General features: G+C 63.2%; 10 protein-coding genes. 3 read left to right on the top strand and 7 right to left on the bottom strand.

Annotation, left to right across the window (positions count from 1 at the left end):
- Positions 1–6: 6 nt before the first annotated feature.
- The gene (locus tag NFR41_RS00270) at positions 7–831 is read right to left on the bottom strand and encodes a MerR family transcriptional regulator (protein ID WP_251230226.1); all 825 of its coding nucleotides are present in this window, start codon (positions 829–831) and stop codon (positions 7–9) included.
- Between the two features lie 988 nt (positions 832–1,819).
- On the opposite strand from NFR41_RS00270, the gene NFR41_RS00265 reads away from it, so the two are divergent.
- Together NFR41_RS00265 and NFR41_RS00260 are read left to right on the top strand one after the other, a co-directional pair.
- The gene (locus NFR41_RS00265) at positions 1,820–3,688 is read left to right on the top strand and encodes a flavocytochrome c (RefSeq protein WP_251230225.1); all 1,869 of its coding nucleotides are present in this window, start codon (positions 1,820–1,822) and stop codon (positions 3,686–3,688) included.
- Positions 3,689–4,465: 777 nt separating this feature from the next.
- Positions 4,466–4,768, top strand: a complete 303-nt coding sequence (locus NFR41_RS00260) for a CDP-alcohol phosphatidyltransferase (protein WP_160213761.1) — start codon at positions 4,466–4,468, stop codon at positions 4,766–4,768.
- 713 nt (positions 4,769–5,481) lie between these two features.
- Here NFR41_RS00260 and NFR41_RS00255 read toward each other — a convergent pair.
- The 5 genes from NFR41_RS00255 to NFR41_RS00235 form a co-directional block, all read right to left on the bottom strand.
- Positions 5,482–7,428 carry an MDR family MFS transporter gene (locus NFR41_RS00255; RefSeq protein ID WP_251230224.1) on the bottom strand — a complete coding sequence of 649 codons (1,947 nt, stop codon included), beginning with the start codon at positions 7,426–7,428 and terminating at the stop codon, positions 5,482–5,484.
- 262 nt (positions 7,429–7,690) lie between these two features.
- A complete protein-coding gene (locus NFR41_RS00250; RefSeq protein WP_160213754.1) occupies positions 7,691–8,686 on the bottom strand; it encodes an acyl-CoA dehydratase activase in 996 nt (331 codons plus the stop codon).
- Positions 8,683–9,912 carry a 2-hydroxyacyl-CoA dehydratase gene (locus NFR41_RS00245; protein WP_251230223.1) on the bottom strand — a complete coding sequence of 410 codons (1,230 nt, stop codon included), beginning with the start codon at positions 9,910–9,912 and terminating at the stop codon, positions 8,683–8,685. The genes NFR41_RS00250 and NFR41_RS00245 overlap by 4 nt, the downstream gene beginning before the upstream one ends.
- Positions 9,905–11,071, bottom strand: coding sequence for an acyl-CoA dehydratase activase-related protein (locus NFR41_RS00240; protein ID WP_251230222.1), 1,167 nt, complete (start codon positions 11,069–11,071; stop codon positions 9,905–9,907). The genes NFR41_RS00245 and NFR41_RS00240 overlap by 8 nt, the downstream gene beginning before the upstream one ends.
- Before the next feature lie 913 nt (positions 11,072–11,984).
- Positions 11,985–13,535, bottom strand: coding sequence for a helix-turn-helix transcriptional regulator (locus NFR41_RS00235; RefSeq protein ID WP_251230221.1), 1,551 nt, complete (start codon positions 13,533–13,535; stop codon positions 11,985–11,987).
- Between the two features lie 298 nt (positions 13,536–13,833).
- On the opposite strand from NFR41_RS00235, the gene NFR41_RS00230 reads away from it, so the two are divergent.
- Positions 13,834–15,591, top strand: a complete 1,758-nt coding sequence (locus NFR41_RS00230) for an FAD-dependent oxidoreductase (protein WP_251230220.1) — start codon at positions 13,834–13,836, stop codon at positions 15,589–15,591.
- A gap of 202 nt (positions 15,592–15,793) precedes the next feature.
- On the opposite strand, the gene NFR41_RS00225 is transcribed toward NFR41_RS00230, so the two are convergent.
- On the bottom strand, positions 15,794–16,330 hold the full coding sequence (locus NFR41_RS00225) for a PH domain-containing protein (protein ID WP_251230219.1): 537 nt from the start codon (positions 16,328–16,330) through the stop codon (positions 15,794–15,796).
- Between the last annotated feature and the right edge of the window lie 436 nt (positions 16,331–16,766).

Genomic DNA, 16,766 nt, shown 5'->3' with positions numbered 1-16,766 from the left:
CACTCCCTAGACGGCAGGCGGCTCCTCGGCCGAGCGGGCAAAGTCGCCGTTTGCCTGGGCCAGCGTTTCCAAAAAGCCGAAGACCGACCGGCTCAGCTTGTCAAAAGAACCGTCTTTGCGGCCGGCGTGGGGACATTTGCTTTCCATGAGGATGAGGTTCTCTTCGAAGCGCGCCGAGCCCTGCTCGCCGGAAAGCCGCAGGTAGCGCTCGGCCAAAGATCGGTTCTGAGGGCTCGTGGGCGGCTCGTCAGCCGACATCTGGCGAATGGCGTCGGCAATGAGCCCATGCCACTGGGTAACCGATTCGCTGCGCCGCGCCGACTCGCCGGCGCTGCTGCCGCCGCGGCCGTCCGTCCCAGCGCCTGCCGGGCCGTCGCCTTCGTCGCGGATGCAGGTGAGCTGCCAGAACAGGGAATCCTCGCCCTGGCGCTCCTTGATGAGCGCGGCCAAATGCTCCCAATCGACGACCTGGGCGTCTGCAGCGCCGTCCAGATCGTCGTAGAGGGCCCGCAGGGTGGAAATGCGGGTAAGCAACGTTTGCAGATCGTCTTCCACGGCTTGAATCTGAGAAACAACCAGGGATTTCAGATTCTCTCCGTCGCCCATGGACGCCCGATGGTCCTTGATGGCCGTAAGCGACTGGCCCAGGTACTTAAGCGTGAGGATGCCGTACAGAAGCGCGGCGTCCTCTTCGGAATACAGGCGCTGGTTGTTGGGACCTTTGGCCGACGGTGCCAACAATCCCTGCTGGTCGTAGTACTGCACCGTGCGCACCGTAACGCCCACGCGCCGGGCCAAATCGCCCACCGACATGTATTCCGCATCCGCCATATGCGCTCCTTTGCAGCCCGAAGCCGCACGCTCGTCTCTCTTAGCGCCCGCCCGGTGTTTCCCCGCACCGAACACGCCGCTTTCGCCAAGTGCCTTTCTCGACATTTCGAGCATAGTCAATGACGCTACGTCACCGTCAATTCGCTCCATAATATCCGAACACGCATTGCGCAAACGCAAGATACGCCGCCCCCGCGCACTCGCCGAAAACCTCGCATACTCGCCAGCATTGCCGGGAAGCGTCAGCAGGGCCGAAAGGCATGCCCACAAAATCGTACACTTCATCAACGAATCCTAACCAAACTTCCGATTCTGCGGGATTAGCCTGCAACCGAAGAGCTGCGGGCTAAGGGCAGGCTGCGGACGGCAGAGGCGATCAGGGGCAGGCTGCAAGCTGCGGACGGCAGAGGCGGGCGGGGGCGGGTGAAGGACGCCCAGATTCACAACCACCCTCTACCGCGGCTCTTCTGAACGCTAGTTGTCGCGACGATTACAGAGTGGTTTACCTTTCTTTTCACAAGTTCTACACAACTCTAACAGCGTGCTCTCATGCAGTTTTCCGCATGCTCAAGCGCCTACTATCCAAGTATCCGGAAAGGATGACCCCACAACGTTGGATTCGTCTCCGGTCTCGCACCTTTCAAAAGCGGAAAACGCAGGCCACACGCTGAATGCAGCGCGGAAACTGAACGCGATGGCACGCGGAAGTCGAACGCGCGGGCAACAGTCGCCAAGCAGAAACGACGGGCTGGCGCCTCGGAGGAAAGTCGACAGCAAGTCGACAGCGACGACACGCGACGCGACGGACGTAGCGCGAAACGCAGATGGCCGGAACCGAAAGCGGCGGGACCACAGGCGAGCCAGGCAGAGGATGGCCTGACAACGCTGAGATCACCCTCGATGGCGCAACCAAGAGGGCGAGCAACCGAACTAAGGCAGCGGCTGCTAAGCGCACAAGGCGCGCGCCCGCGCATTAAAGGAGGACATCATGACCCGCACCAACGCACCCACCAACTGTTGCCCGACGCTAAGTCGCCGTTCTTTCATCAAGGGAGCCGCCGCCGTCGGCGCCACCCTGAGCTTCGCAGGCTTGGGGCTCGCGGGCTGCGCTCCCCGTACCCCGGAAGAGGAAGTGGTCGAGGCTTGGTGCCCCGGAACCTACACCGCCGAGGTATCCGGCCATAACGCACCCTACACCGTGGCAGTCACCTTCTCCGACGACGCCATCACCGCCATCGACACCTCGGCCAACCAGGAATCCCTGGGCGTTGGCGCCGACGCGCTGAAGGCGCTGGCTGACGAGGCCATGGAGTACCAGACCATCAACATCGACACCGTCACGGGCGCAACGCTTTCCAGCATGAGCCTGCAGGAAGCGCTGAAGGATTGCGCCGAGCAGGCAGGCGCCCTGGCCGACCTGGAGGACGAGCCGGCCCCCGAAAAGCCCGAAGCCGAATACGTTTACACCTGCGACGTCTGCGTGGTGGGCGGCGGCGGATCCGGCTTGGCTGCCGCTATCGCCGCAGTTCAGGCGGGCGCCGACGTTATCGTACTGGAGAAATGTGGCATCACCGGCGGCTCCACCAACGTCTCCGAGGGCGCGCTGAACGCCGTAGACCCCGATCGCCAGGAGAAGCAAGGCATAGACGACTCCATCGAAACCTTCTACGAAACCACCATGGAAGGCGGCCACCAGCAGGGCACGCCGGAACTGGTGCACTACCTCACCGACAACGCCCTGGATTCCGTTCACTGGCTGGAGAGCCTGGGCGTGGAGTTCAAGGACGAATGCGGCTCGGCCACCGGCTCGCTGGGCCAGCGTAGCCACTACCCCGCCACGCCTTCCGGCAACACCTACATCCGCTCGTTCCAGCAGTTCATCGAGGATAACGCCGACAAGATCACCCTCATGAACGACATGCAGGCCCAAGAGCTGATCGTGGACGACGGCGGCGCGGTCACCGGCGTAAAGGCCCTCTACGACGGTACCCAGGAAGTGGAAGTGGACGCTCCCGCCGTCATCATCGCCACCGGCGGCTTCGGCGCCAACGTAGAGTACCGCCAGAAAGTCAACGACGGCGTATGGGCCGAAGTCACCTTGGACGACAGCATCGGCTGCACCAATATTAAGCCCTGCGCCCAGGGCGAGGGCCTAGCCTTGGCGGAAGGCGCCGGTGCCGAGCTCATCGGCCTGTCCGACATCCAGCTGCATCCCTGCGGCACGCCGGGCACGGGCCTCATGGAAGACATACGTACTTCCGGCCGTAACCGCATCTTCGTGAACACCGACGGTAACCGCTTCGTGAACGAAGGCGCCGAGCGCGACACGCTGTGCAAGGCCATCTTCGCTCAGCCCGGCGGCACCTACTGGGTGGTGGTGAACTCGCTGCGCTACCCCGACCCCGACGAGCCCGACGCCAACGGTGCCACCATCAACAACATGCTTGCGCTGCAGCACATCGTGGCCGCCGACACCGTGGACGAGCTGGCAGCCCAGATGAGCGTGGACCCGGACAAGTTGCAAGGCGCCATCGACGCCTACAATTCCGTGGTAAACGGTGCCGAGGACGAGTTCGGCTTCGTGGCCAACAACACCGCCGACGCCGAAATGGTGGATGGCCCCTGGTACGCATGCCGCAAGGTTCCCACCGTGCACCACACCATGGGCGGCATCCGCGTGGACGTGGAATCCGAGGCCTGCGACGCCGACGGCAACCCCATCCCCGGCCTGTACGCCTGCGGCGAATGCACCGGCGGCATCCACGGCTCGAACCGCTTGGGCGGCAACGCCATCGCCGACTGCATGACCTTCGGGCGCAACGCCGGCACCAACGCCGCGGAGTACGCCTTGGCCTAGCGCAAGCTGACTGCGGCCGGGACGGCGGACGCATTGCCCCGCCCCGGCCGCCCCTTGAACCCGGCGCTGCGGCTGTGCGAACTGCGGAAACATCGCACGACAAGCAAGCGTCGCGGCATTATTTTGGCGGGTCTGCCCCCGCATCGTCCCAACCCCCTCGACGATGCGGGGGCGTCCTCATGTCGCAGTACCCCTCGTGTCGCGGCGGACCACGCGTTGGAGCGGCCTTCGTGTCGCGCGCCCCTCCTATCGCGGCGAGCCGACAGCTCGAGGGGGCAATCCTCGTTTCGCGGCGGGCCAACAGCCGAAGGGCAATCCTGAAAGAACCTTAAGGCTGCTTCCATAAGACGCCCACGCTACCATCACGAGTTATTCAAGGCCGACATTTATACTTAGGAATCATCGTTGTTCCATCCCCTCCAACGATGACTGCTTGAGAAAGCAGAAGCGATCTTTCGAAGATCGCATCCTCCCCTCCTTTTGACCCCCGGTTCCCCTCCGGGGGTCGCTCTTTTCCACCAACCAGCGCCGTGCAGACATACCAGCGCCCTGCAGGCATACCAGCGCCCTGCAGGCATCGAGGGGACATCCGGTCCCGCGGCTCAACAGTGCACGCGGGCGAGGTTCTGCGCGATTTCCTACGGAACCCCACTCTCATGCGCTGTCCCCTCTCTGCCGCGCCGAATTCCCTGGACCCGTTTACCATTCCCACGCAAACAGGGGCGGCTTCTTGCTATGATGATTCCATCGGTCAGCCCCTTTGAGAAAGGACTCGCTATGGGCATGAAAGCGGAGGAAGCTCTGGAAATCGCTCGCGAGGAACTGAAGACCTACCTGCACGCCAACCACTCTGCCTACATGGAAGTGGACGGTGCCCTGTACTACCTCACCGACGCCAACGATTCTTACTGGCGAGCCCAGGACACGAACGCCCTGAACGAGAAGGGCCACTACACCGACGCCTCCGAACTCGTGCCCACCTTGGGCGAATTTTTGGACCTGCCCTTCGCCGACGGCAAGTCCGTCTACGACCTGTTCGACAGCGCCACCTTCTACGCCTCCGAGAAGCAGGTGGCATAGAGCGCCCGCCAGCCCCGGTCGGCAATGCGCCCGCACTAACAGCCCGACGGTTTTGGCCGCCGGGTTTTTTTGCAAGCGCTGCAAACACCACGAAGCTTCGCGTCCGGATCGCACGGTTTTGGCACCTCCGCACGGCTCCCGCGCCCTGTTCGCGTCCGGATCGCACGGTTTTGGTACTGTTAGCCGCGGGCAACGTGTCCAAAACCGTGCAATTCGGCCCGAAATCGCCCTTACGGGCAGGGTCGAAGTCCCAAAAGCGTGCAATCCGGACACAAACAAGGGGCATAGGGTACGCAAGGTATACAAGGGTTCGAAATATGGGGGGCGGAGTAGGCAGACGCGCGAGGGAGCGGGATGAAAGATGCATGGGGACACATGGGAACGCGAGGGAGCGGAGTAGGCTGGGGGCGCGGGAAGCGCGAAGAGATGGAGTAGGAAGACGCGGGGGAACGCGAGAGAGGGGCATGCAAGACGTGCAGGGCGTGAGAGAGCGGGGTCGCAGGGGGCGCGGGATATGCGGAGCGCACGGGATGCAGCGACTGGTGCGCGGTGTGCGGCAGATTGTGGGCGCGGGGTATGCGGGATATGCGGAGTGCACGGGATGCAGCTAGTCGGGGGCGGACAAAACTTCGTAAACACAGGTGCGGGTCGGCTCGCGCTTGGCAAGCCGGCCCGCATTCCAATCAGGCTAGAAACGCTCTGCAGCCGACCCGCTACGCCTCCTGGCGCTCCAGCGCTTCCACGGTTTCGGCCAGCGAGCGCATGATGTTGCGCCTCGACAGGGCGCCCACCAGCTTGCCGTCCTTCACCACGGGCACCTTCTTGATGCGCTTGGCGGCGAACAGCGTACACACCTCGTCCACCGGCGTGCTCACGTCCACCGACACCACGCGCTTGGTGGCCACGGCCATCACGTTCAGCGCCATCAGCTCGCGCAGGCGCGTGAGCGACGTCTCGTCGTCGATGTAGCGGTAGCCGTTCAGCGCGGAATCCAGCAGCGAGATCTCGGTCTTGCCCAGGTAGGACGCCACGTCGCCGTCGGTCACGAACCCTACCAGGTCGCCGGCGTCGTTCACCACGGGCAGGCCGCTCGTTTGGTCGGAGGCCATCAGCTTGATGACCTCGGCCATGGTGGCGCTGTCGCGCACGCACAGCGGCTGACGGTTCATGACGTCGGAGGCCACGTACACGTGGTTGGGGTCGGCGGCGGAAATGAAGTCCTCCACGCGGGTAGCACTCACGGTCACGCCATCGAGCCCGGTCGCGTAGTCGGTCAGCTCGCCGGCCTGGCTGGGGACGGTTGCCGCGGCGGGCTTCTTGTCGCGCACGAAGAACAGGATCACCAGCGCCGCCACACACATCAGCGCGAACGTGGTCATGTAGGCCATGTGGTCGCCCAGATAAGACTGCTCAAGGGGCGCTGCATTCGGAGCAACAGCGGGGGCCAGCGCCGAAACCGACACCAGCACCGCCGTACCCACCGAGGCCGCCACCTGGTTCAGCGTGTTGGAAACGCCCTGAGCGTGCTGGATCACGTTGTTGTCCAGCGAATTCACGCCCCAGGTGTTCAGCGGGGTCATGGTGAACTGCAGGCCCAGCATCAGCACGGTGTAGGTGATGGTCACCATGATGAACGAGCTATCGATGCCCAGCCGCGCCAAGCCCGACGCACCCAGCACCGCCACGATGATGCCCGGCACCACCACGCGCCGCACGCCGAAACGGTCGAACAGGCGCCCGCTCACCAGGCCCATGAACGCGCCGATGAGCGCACCGGGCAGCATGGCCACGCCGGACATGGTAGCCGTGAAGCCCAGCACGCCCTGGATGTAGAGCGGCGTGATGACGCCGGTGCCCATAAGCGCCGCCTGCACGACAACGATGATGATGACGGCCGTCGCGTACTTGCGCGAACGCAGGATGCCCACCTGCAGCATGGGTTCGGGCAGCTTCGTCTGCCGCAGCACGTATAGCCCGCACAGCACCAGGCCAGCCGCCATCAAGCCCACGGTAACCGCCATGTTGCTGGTAGAGGCGAACGTGGAAAGCCCGTAGAGCAGGCACACCAAACCCACCGTGGAAAGCACCACCGACAGCACGTCGAAGGGAGCGCGGGCGAAGTCGCCGTAGTTGCGCAGCACGGCCACCGCCAGCACGATGACCACCACGGACAGCACCGTCACGATGGCGAACAGCGCACGCCAGCCCACGGAGTCCACCAGCAAGCCAGCAACGGAGGGGCCCACGGCCGGCGCGAACCCGATGATGAGCCCGATGACGCCCATGGCGGTGCCGCGCTTCTCACGCGGGAACACCAGCAGGATCACCGTCATCACCATGGGCATGGACATGCCGGTGCACGCCGCCTGCAGCACGCGGCCCAGAAGCAGCACCCAGAAGTTCGGAGCGATAGTGGCCGCCAAGCTGCCGGCCGTGAACAGCGCGAACGCCGCGATGAACAGCTGGCGGGTGCTGAAGCGTCCGATCAGGTAGGCCGACAGCGGAATGACCACCGCCTCGACCAGCGAATACCCCGACGTCAACCACTGCACCGTGGTGGCGTCCACCTGCAAATCCGCCATGATGGCAGGCAGCGCCGGCGACAGCAGCGTCTGGTTCAGCACCGCCAGCAGCACGCCCACCAGCAGCACGCCCACCATGACCAATTCCTTCTTCCCTACACCCAATACCATACCGATTCAAACCTCTCTTCACTTCTCAAGTCGAAAAAATGCGAATGTTTCTATGCTACAGGAGATGCGTCCTTTGAGACCCGCCAATCGGTAAGCGGCGTTAGTAAAAACCGGGGCAACCCTTGCGCGCTCCGGCACGCTCCTTGCCCCTATGAAACAAGGGCCGGCCCGGGCACCTTGCCACCCGAGACCAGCCCTTGTCGCTTGCTTGGGAGTCGCCCTCCCCCGCTTACGCTACCGTCTTCACGGCTCCCTTGTCGCAGCGGTTGCCCCAGCTGTCGATGATGTCCTTGTCGCGGTACACGCAAATGACCTCGCAGTGGTTGGCGCACTTGTTGCACTCGATCTCGCGGGTCTTGAAATCGAAGTCCAGCATGGCGTCGAAGTCGAACGTGCCGCTGACGAAGGGACCGGCCGCGGCGTTGGTCACCGGGCCCGCGTCGGCCGCCAGCAATGCCACGCCGAAAGCGCCCATCAGGTGCCCGTCCGGGTCCACCGCCACCGGCATGCCCAGCTGCTCTTCGAAGGCATGCACCACGCCGGCGTTCTTCGACACGCCGCCCTGGAACACCACCGGCTCAAGAATCTTCTTGCCCTTGCCCACGTTGTTCAGGTAGTTCGATGCCACGGCGTTGCACAGCCCCGCGATAATGTCCTCGCGCGCATAGCCCACCTGAATCTTGTGCACCAGGTCGCTTTCCGCGAACACGGTGCAGCGGGCCGCGATGTTCGCCGGCTTCTTCGAGGTCAGGGCCACCTCGCCGAATTCCTCTACCTCCACGCCCAAACGGTGCGCCTGGCTGGACAGAAACGAGCCGGTGCCCGCCGCGCACAGGGTGTTCATGGCGTAGTCCACCGCAATGCCGTCGGACACGCAGATGATCTTGGAATCCTGGCCGCCGATCTCAAGGATGGTGCGCACGTTGGGATGCAGGTGCGTGGTGCCCACGGCATGCGCGGTGATCTCGTTCTTGATCACCGAGGCGCCCAGCATCGCGCCCACCAGCCGCCGCGCGCTTCCCGTGGTGCCGGCGCCCACGATCTGCACTTCCTCGCCCGACTCGGCCAGCTGCGATTCCAGCTCGCGCACCACGTTCTTCGACGCCTCGGTGGGGTTGCCTTCGGTCCACAGGTAGGAACGGGCGATGATGTTGCGGTTCTCGTCGATGACCACGCCCTTCGTGGAGATGGACCCGATGTCGATTCCCAGATACGCCAACGTCATTTTCTCTTCTCCTTCTTCATGGAAAGCATGTCGTAGAACGCCTCGAGGCGCGTGTCCAAACCGGTGTCGGAGGTTTGGGAGTCGTAGGTCAGGTACAGAATGGGCATGCGGAAGTCCTCGCTCACCCGCTGCAGCACCGGGATGCAGTCGATCTCGGGCGTGCAGCCGGCGGACTTCGCGTGTATCACCCCGTCGAAACCAGCCTCGCCGTACTTCTTCGCCGCCAGCACCGTCATCGTGGAGGTGGGACCCATGTCGTAGGTGAGGTAATCCTTGGCACCCGCGCGCAGGTTGGGCTCGTTGTAGCGCAGGTAGCGGTTCGTGAAGTTCAGCATGCGGTGCACTTCCACGCCCATGGCCGTCAGCTTGTGGTCCAGCTCCAGGTTGGCCCGCTCGTCGATGGCGGTGAACAGCTCGCCCACGATGCCGATGCGGATGGGGTCGGCCGGCTTGTCCAGCGGGATGGCGCGCAGCTCGGCCATGGCGTCACGGAAGGCGGCGTTGATGTCGCGCTCGTCCATGCAGGTGCGGAAGGCGTCCATGGCGCGCTCCCAGGCGGCGTCGAACACCCCTTTCTCCACTTCGAAACCGGCGTTGGCCAGGTAGAAGTCGCGCAGCTCGTCAAGGCATTCGATCATCTTGCCCGTGGCCTTCAGCTGCATCACGCCGTGGGGGATGTCGATCTTGGGGTTCACCAGCTTGATGCATTCCTTCGCCCAGCCGACGTAGCCCAACTCGATGCCGTGGGAGAAGTTGAGCATGATGAACTCGTAGCCCATGTCGCGCAGGATGGATTCCTGCAGCTCGCCGTAGTAGCCCAGCCGGCACGGGCCGCCGAACTGGATGAGGATGTCGGCGCCGCGGTCGAGCGCTTCGATAAAGTCGCCCAGGATGTGCTTGAACGGCGTGCACACGTAGTCGCTGGAGTTCTGCACGCCCATCTCGTCGGTAAGGCGCGTGGCTTCGGGCAGTGGCAGGTAGTCAACGTCCAGCACCTGTTCACAGAAGAACTTGAACGCCGGCTCGTAGTAGCAGTAGCGGAAGAACGCCGCCTTGGTGTACTTGTGGTGCTTCGCCTTGTGACGCGCCTGCTTGGCCGCCTTGCGGTCGGCGTGCAGCGAGGGCGGGCGAAGGCGCTCGTGCTGGTAGGCAATGGACGAGCGCACCTGTTCCAGCATGGCCTGGGGCTCCACGGAGGGCGACTGGTCGGGATTGCCGTTACTCATGGACGTAGCCTCCCTTCTGCTGGAAGCGCAGGATGTCGACGAAGCTTTCAACGCGGGTTTCCACGCCGGCCGTGCCGCTTTGCGCGTCGATCATCAGGTTTAAAATGGGCTTGCCCTGGATGCAGCGCATGATGGCGTCGTTGGTCATGGAGTCGGGGCCGCAGGGGAAGGCGCTGATGAGCACGATGCCGTCCACCTGGTCCTCCAGCAGCAGGATGGCGCCGATAAGCTCGCGATTGATCAGCCACGGCATGGTGTCGGAGAACTCGAAGCTTTCCTTGTAGGCCTTGTCGTGGTCCACGGCTTCGGCGTAGAGCACCGTCACGTCCATGGATTCCAGCGCCTCCAGCACCGCACCAGAAAGGTACGCGTCGCGCGTGATGTAGGGATGAGCCACCACCAAGATGGAGAGCGGGGCTGCAGCAGCGTCGACCTGGGCAGTTGCCTCGTCGGCGGCCACGGCGGCCTTCGCAGCCTTCGAGATGGCCCCTTCGGGAAGCTTGTGGTCGGAAAGCGCCGCCCGCTGCGCCTTGGCGTTGGCCGCGGCCAGGGTCTTCTCCGCCTTGGCATTGGCGGCGATGGCGGCCTTCTCGGTCTTGCGCAGCGACTTGCGCTGGGCTTCTATGGCCTTGACCAGGCGCTCCTGGGAATCTGCCAGCGCCTTGTCGTGGGCAGCCTGCGCGTTCCAAGCCGCCTTCGACGCCTTCTTCGCGTCACGGACCGAAGCGCCCATGCGCACCGCCATCTCCTCTAGGGCTCGGCGGACGTTCTTCTCGCTGCGCGCGTCGGTGATGTGGCACGAGACCACCCGCAGCTTCTGGTCGCGGAACGTGTTGCGCACCAGGTCGGTCACCGACTGGAACTTGGTGCAGAAGCCGTGGCGGGGCTGTTCGGACGAGTAGCAGGGCACGAACACCGCGTCGCAGCGGCCCGCCAGGTTCGCCACGTGGCCCATGAACACCTTCGAGGCCAGGCAGCACTCGTCCACCGAAAGCCGGTCGCCCTCGTCGGCGATATCTTTGTCTGTGGGGTCGCTGAGCTGCACCTGGTAGCCCAGCTGTTCGAAGAACGTCTTCCACAGCTCTCCGAACCGATAGTAGAGCAACGCGCGGGGAATGCCGATTACCCGGACGTCGGCCCATTCCTTGGGTTGGGGCACGAATCCTCCTCATTTGTTGACAAATCAACTTACCATCCTAGCACAGCCTGCCTCCCGAGCCGGCCGCCCCCGCCTCGCTCCACCGCCATTCCATCGCATCGGTCGGCCCAGCCTCCCCACCCCGCCGCCACACCCCCAAGGGCGCCGGGCCGTCGATCGCATCCACCCGCGATACCAGCGCAGCCATCCGCCCGCGGCCCCACCGCGATGCATGCGCCCCACGCCCGCAACCCCACCGTGATGCACGCCACCCGCACCGGCGGCCCACAATCCGCCCCTCCACGCCGCCTGCTAGCACTCCCGTCTCACCAGCAGCAAGCCACCCCTCCCATCCCGCTTCCTGCGCCCGCGGCCCCATCGCGATGCACGCGCCCCACGCCCGTGGCCCCACCGCGATGCACGCCACCCACGCCCGCAGCCCCATCGCGATGCACGCCGCCCACCAACCACCGCCCATGTAATCGATGACGTTTATGGCAACCGAAACCTGCCATAAACGTCTTTCGTTACAGGAAATCGTACATAACCGTCATCGGTTGCAGCGTTTTCTGCCATAAACGTCGTTCGTTACACGGGGGATGGCTGGAGCATGCCATAAACGTCTTTCGTTACAGGAAATCGTACATAACCGTCGTTCGTTACAGCGATTCCTGCCATAAACGTCATTCGTTGCATCGGAGGCCGACGAAGCGCCACAAACGCATTGGTTGCATGGGGCGGCTGAGGCGTGCCGCAAACGCCATCGGTTACATGGGGGGCGGTTGGGGCGTGCCACAAACGTCGTTCGTTACATGGGCAGCGACCAGAGCCCGTCACAACCGATAGCCCCACGCAGGTAGCCACCCGCAGCCGCCCTTGGCGCACGAACCAACGGCTGCGCACAACCGTCATGCCACCCTGGCAAGCCTTCGCGCTACTCTCCCGAACAGCCCGTACCAACCAAAGAGTCGTCGTAGAGCAGCATATCTAGCTCGGCGCGGGAATGAATGCCCAGCTTGGAGTAGATGTGGCGCACGTGGGTCTTAATGGTGTTGGTCGACAGCACCAAGGTCTCCTCCACAGCATGAATGCTCTTTCCCCAGGCCAGCAGCACTAGAACATCGGTCTCACGTGGAGAAAGCCCATAACTTTCAGCAAGAGCATGGCTTCGCAGCTCGATATAGGTCCGCAGCGCCTCGGAAGCCTGATCGCCGGTGAGCGCCCGGGGGAGCTGCCCCTCCTGCACGCCCTCGGCCCGAGCCGACCCCTTCGCCTCGCAATCGCCGAATCCGACGGCGCCCCTCAGGGGAGAACGGGCGCTACTCGGCGCGTCGCCCTCCTGAACGGCGAACTCGTTAGCCGCGTTCACGCCGTAGAGCCAGTAAGCCGTCGCCACCCCGAAAGCCACAATGGCCACCGCATACAGCAGCTCCGTCCCTAATGTTCGGTTCGCCAGCTCCAGGGTCATGCCGCTCGTGTACCCGCCAGCGAGAAAAGCCACGGTGGTGACGATGCGAGCGGCGGCTACCAGCACCACCACCGGCAGCCCGAACCGGTGCGAGCTGTCGCACAGAAGCATCACCAGCACGATCATGCCCACGGTCTGGGCGACGCTGATGAGTACCCGGGCCGCAGCGTCCCCGTCGCCGGCGATAACCCCCACTAGAAGACTCACCGCCATCACCGGCAGCGCAATGCCCATCATGCGGTAAATCGACACGCCCGACGAGCGCATGGACGAAAGAGCCACGAGCGCAACCACCAGCCCCCCAGCGCATCCGACCGACAGCAGGTCGAGCGACGTGGACAGCACCGCTCGGCTCACCCCTGCGGCGAAATAGAACACCCCTATAACGAAGATGATGCGCCAAGGAAAGATGCGGCTGTGCAACAACGAGGCAAGACTCTCGCCGCGCCAGCGATTCGGGGCACCGGACCCTGCCGCCCGGACCAGATAGCCTAATCCGCAAGAGAGCATGGCCGAGCTGGCCAGCGGAAGCGCCATCCCGATCCCCAATAGCATAGAGGCATCCAATGGCCCCAGCCCGAAGTACAGCGCCGAACCCAGCAGGTACGAACCCGCCACGGCCACGCCCGCGCTCGCAATGTCCAGCTTTGCGTACAGCTCGCACCACAGCAAGAAAAACAACGTGTAGACCGCTGACGAAGCATAGGAGGCCAGCTCGAAGACGAAGGGCAGCGCGGCAAAAGGCTGACCCGCCGATGCGAAGCCCAGAAGCAGCGCTGCCGCCGTTCCCGCGCCACCGATGCCCCACAGCACACCGGGACGACGCTCGAGGGGGTGTAGGTGCTTCCACAGCAGCACCGCCACCACAGGTACCAGAATCTGCAGCGACGAGCTGAACACTTTCGGCGCAGCAAAGGGCACTACGAAAGCCTTCCAAGCCAAAAGCAACCCGAAACCGAAGAAAGCCGGGTGCAGCACAAGCGCCCGTCCCGCTTCCCGTTTCTTTCGTTTACCCATAAATCCCCTTCTGCCAACGTACCGTCCCGGGCAGGCGCAGCGGTTCCTCCCGAACCGCAAACCTTCCGGCCCGCCCTCTGCTGCGACGGCACGCGTGTGGCACCATTGTACGTGAAAGGCCCACGTCGAAAGAGGGGGTTCTTCGCGTCGATGGTGCCGCTTGGCCGTTTTCACCACGAATGGGCGATAGGGAATCGCAAATCACCCTGCCTTCGCTATACCGCGTCATCGCTCTCGAAGCTTACCATCCGCCCCATGAACCGGGTATCGAACGTACCCGCGAGGAAAGGAGAGAGGGATGCAAGCACAAGGATCGTTGAGCCGTCGCGCTTTTCTGGGGGCCATGGCGCTGGGGGGCGCTGCCGCAGCCATGGGCGCCGCCGGCTGCTCGCCGAAGAGCGAGGCCCCCGCAAGCCCCACGCCGTCACAGGACAAGCCAGATGTGAACGCCGCTGCCGAACCCACTGCCGCACCGGCCGCCACAAGCAATGACTGGCTGGGCACCGAGCCCGCAACCCCCGACACCTTCGCCGAGGAAATGGACGTGGACGTGGTGGTGGTCGGCCTAGGCTGGGCAGGCGTCTGCGCCACCCGCGCCGCCTGCGAGGAAGGTGCTTCCGTCGTCGTCTTCGAAAAGGGAGAGAACTTCGGCCTGACGTCGAAGAACGCCCATGCGTTCGGCAGCAAGCTGTGGCTTGAGCACTACCCCGAGAGCGAAAAGTACTGGGACCGCACCGCCATCATCAATGCAGTCATGAAAGGCTGCCTGAACCGAAACAGCGACGCCATCATGAGCAAGTGGCTGAACACCAACGGCGAAGCCTTCGACTGGTTCTTCGGCGCTGCGCTGGAGAACCCCGAAGTCGTGTTCACGTCGTCGGCCGAGGGCAACAAACTGCCCAAGGACGCGACGGGCATTAAGGAAACGTCGTGGCCCTACCCCGCGAACTACAACCCGCTGGAGGAATACTGGCCCTGCTTCCCCGGCACCGCCTGCGTCGCCCCCAATGCCACGCCGTTCTTCGAGGCCAACATCGCGAAAGCCGAGCAGGCCGCAGGTGACAAGCTGCGCATCATGCGCTTCACGCCCGCAATAAAGCTGCTGCACGACAACGGCCACGTAACCGGCGTCATAGCGCAGGATGCCGACGGCAACTTCTACAAGGCCACCGCGCGCAAGGGCGTCGTGCTCGCCACGGGCGACTTCTTCAGCAACCTGGCCATGGTCAACGCCTTCCTGTCGCGCCGCTTCGACGAGGACGGCATCAAGAACATCTACTCGGTCATGGACGCGCAGGGAAACCAGTGCAACGTAGGCGACGGGCATCGCATGGGCGCCTGGGCAGGTGCCATGATGCAGCTCGACGGCTGCAACATGACCCACGCAATCGGCGGCGGCACCTACACCGTGGGCACTTTGCCCGCGCTGGTGCTGAACAAACGCGGACAGCGCTTTATGAACGAGGACATCCAAGGACAGCAGTTCACGGAGCGCCTGTACGAGCAGAAGGACAAGACGGTCTTCCAGCTGTACGACGCCAGCTTCTTCGATCACATGGACGATATGCCCTACGGCCACGGCAAGCATCCTGAGGTGAAGTTCGAGACGGTGCAGAAAGAAGCCGAAGAGGGCAAGCTACTGACCTCGGACACGATCGAGGGGCTGGTCGACCAGATGGACATCGACAAGGATGCGGCGCTGGCCAGCATCAAGCGCTACAACGAACTGTGCGCAAAGGGCGATGACGAGGACTACGGCAAGGTATCGAAGCGCATGATCGGGCTGACCACGCCCCCGTTCTTCTGCGACACCTACATCGGCGACGGGTCTATGAAGGGCGTTGGCAATCTGGTGACCATGTCGGGCCTCGAAAGCGATGAGGAATGCCACGTGTACAACGAGAACCTGGATGTCATTCCCGGCCTGTACGCGGCCGGCAACGTGCAGGGCAACCGTTTCAGCGTGGTGTATCCCGAAGTGCTGCAGGGCCACAGCATCGCCATGGCCATGACCTTCGGCTACATCGCCGGCAAGAACGCCGCCGCGGGAAAGTAGGCGAGGCAGGCTTCGGCCCCGCGAGCAAAAGGCGCGAGTAAGCGTCAGCAGCGAAAAAAAAAGAGTCAGCGCACAAAGATTGGGCTGCGGAGAACTCGCGAGGACTTCGCAGCCCCTTTATCGCTGTTGGGGGTGCATTTCGCTATAGCCTAGCAAGAACGTACCCCCAACAGAAGACATCCGTGCTTTATGCGACTCCCGTCTATTCCAGCCCATTCAGTCGAACGCAATTTGCGTAGGCCAGCTCCTGGAGGAGCCGGTAAAGCGGCTGAACATCGTACTTCTTCGGGAATTCCAGCTTGTGCGACACGTACGTAAGGGAATGGGCCTTCATATCGGCGGTCTGGATATAGGTAAACGTCAGCTCACTATCGTCGAATCCGAAGCCGGCCGTCTCCATCGAAACCTCGACGATTGAGAACAGGTTGATTGACTTCACAGACATCTTGGAACCAGTGGCCCCCTGCTTGTCTGTGAAAATAATTCTCTTATCCGTGAAAATGAGCGCGTCCCTGATGAGCTTGAAGCCCACCTGTATCTCCTCGCCCTCCATGAGATACATGCCATACTCTTTGCGCATCTGGTCCACAGACATCTCGCTGTAGTTGCCAAGACCGCCCTGCACCACCCCGCTTGCCGCGTTCTTCATCCCGCCAAGCATGTCCTTCATACCCAAAGCCACAACCAAACCCTTTCTCTCCTGGAACAGCCCGTTAAACACCCGGCCATCGTTCATCATGGCGAACGAAACCTTACCAGATTACAGAAATCCTCACCTTAGCTCAGGGCGTAGACAGGAGCAGGCGGCGGTTGTGCCAGGTCGCAGCGCATGGGCGCGGAAGCGGGCAACAACCGTAACAGACCGCCGCCGATGTTCGATGTAACGGGAGACGTTTATGGCAATCGAAACCTGCCATAAACGTCTTTCGTTACAGAAAATCGTACATAACCGTCGTTCGTTACAGGTTTTTCTGCCACAAACGTCTCCCGTTACACCGGAGGCCCGCAAAGCGCCACAAACGCATTGGTTGCATGGGGCGGCTGAGGCGTGCCGCAAACGTCATCGGTTACATGGGGGGCGGCCGGGTGTGCCACAAACGCCGCTCGTTGCATGGGCAGCGACCAGAGCCCGTCACAACCGATGACCCCACGTAGGTCGCCACCCGCAGCCGCCC

It is taken from the genome of Adlercreutzia aquisgranensis (assembly GCF_943193145.1).
Classification (GTDB): Bacteria; Actinomycetota; Coriobacteriia; order Coriobacteriales; family Eggerthellaceae; genus Xiamenia; species Xiamenia aquisgranensis.
This window is presented reverse-complemented; position numbering and strand designations above follow the sequence as displayed.

Bases quoted from the DNA above. Each gene is read 5' to 3' on its own strand.
- NFR41_RS00225 (WP_251230219.1), bottom strand. From the start codon at position 16,330: ATGATGAACGATGGCCGGGTGTTTAACGGGCTGTTCCAGGAGAGAAAG.
- NFR41_RS00265 (WP_251230225.1), top strand. From the start codon at position 1,820: ATGACCCGCACCAACGCACCCACCAACTGTTGCCCGACGCTAAGTCGC.
- NFR41_RS00270 (WP_251230226.1), bottom strand. From the start codon at position 831: ATGGCGGATGCGGAATACATGTCGGTGGGCGATTTGGCCCGGCGCGTG.
- NFR41_RS00260 (WP_160213761.1), top strand. From the start codon at position 4,466: ATGGGCATGAAAGCGGAGGAAGCTCTGGAAATCGCTCGCGAGGAACTG.
- NFR41_RS00250 (WP_160213754.1), bottom strand. From the start codon at position 8,686: ATGACGTTGGCGTATCTGGGAATCGACATCGGGTCCATCTCCACGAAG.
- NFR41_RS00230 (WP_251230220.1), top strand. From the start codon at position 13,834: ATGCAAGCACAAGGATCGTTGAGCCGTCGCGCTTTTCTGGGGGCCATG.
- NFR41_RS00255 (WP_251230224.1), bottom strand. From the start codon at position 7,428: ATGGTGGGCGTGCTGCTGGTGGGCGTGCTGCTGGCGGTGCTGAACCAG.
- NFR41_RS00245 (WP_251230223.1), bottom strand. From the start codon at position 9,912: ATGAGTAACGGCAATCCCGACCAGTCGCCCTCCGTGGAGCCCCAGGCC.
- NFR41_RS00235 (WP_251230221.1), bottom strand. From the start codon at position 13,535: ATGGGTAAACGAAAGAAACGGGAAGCGGGACGGGCGCTTGTGCTGCAC.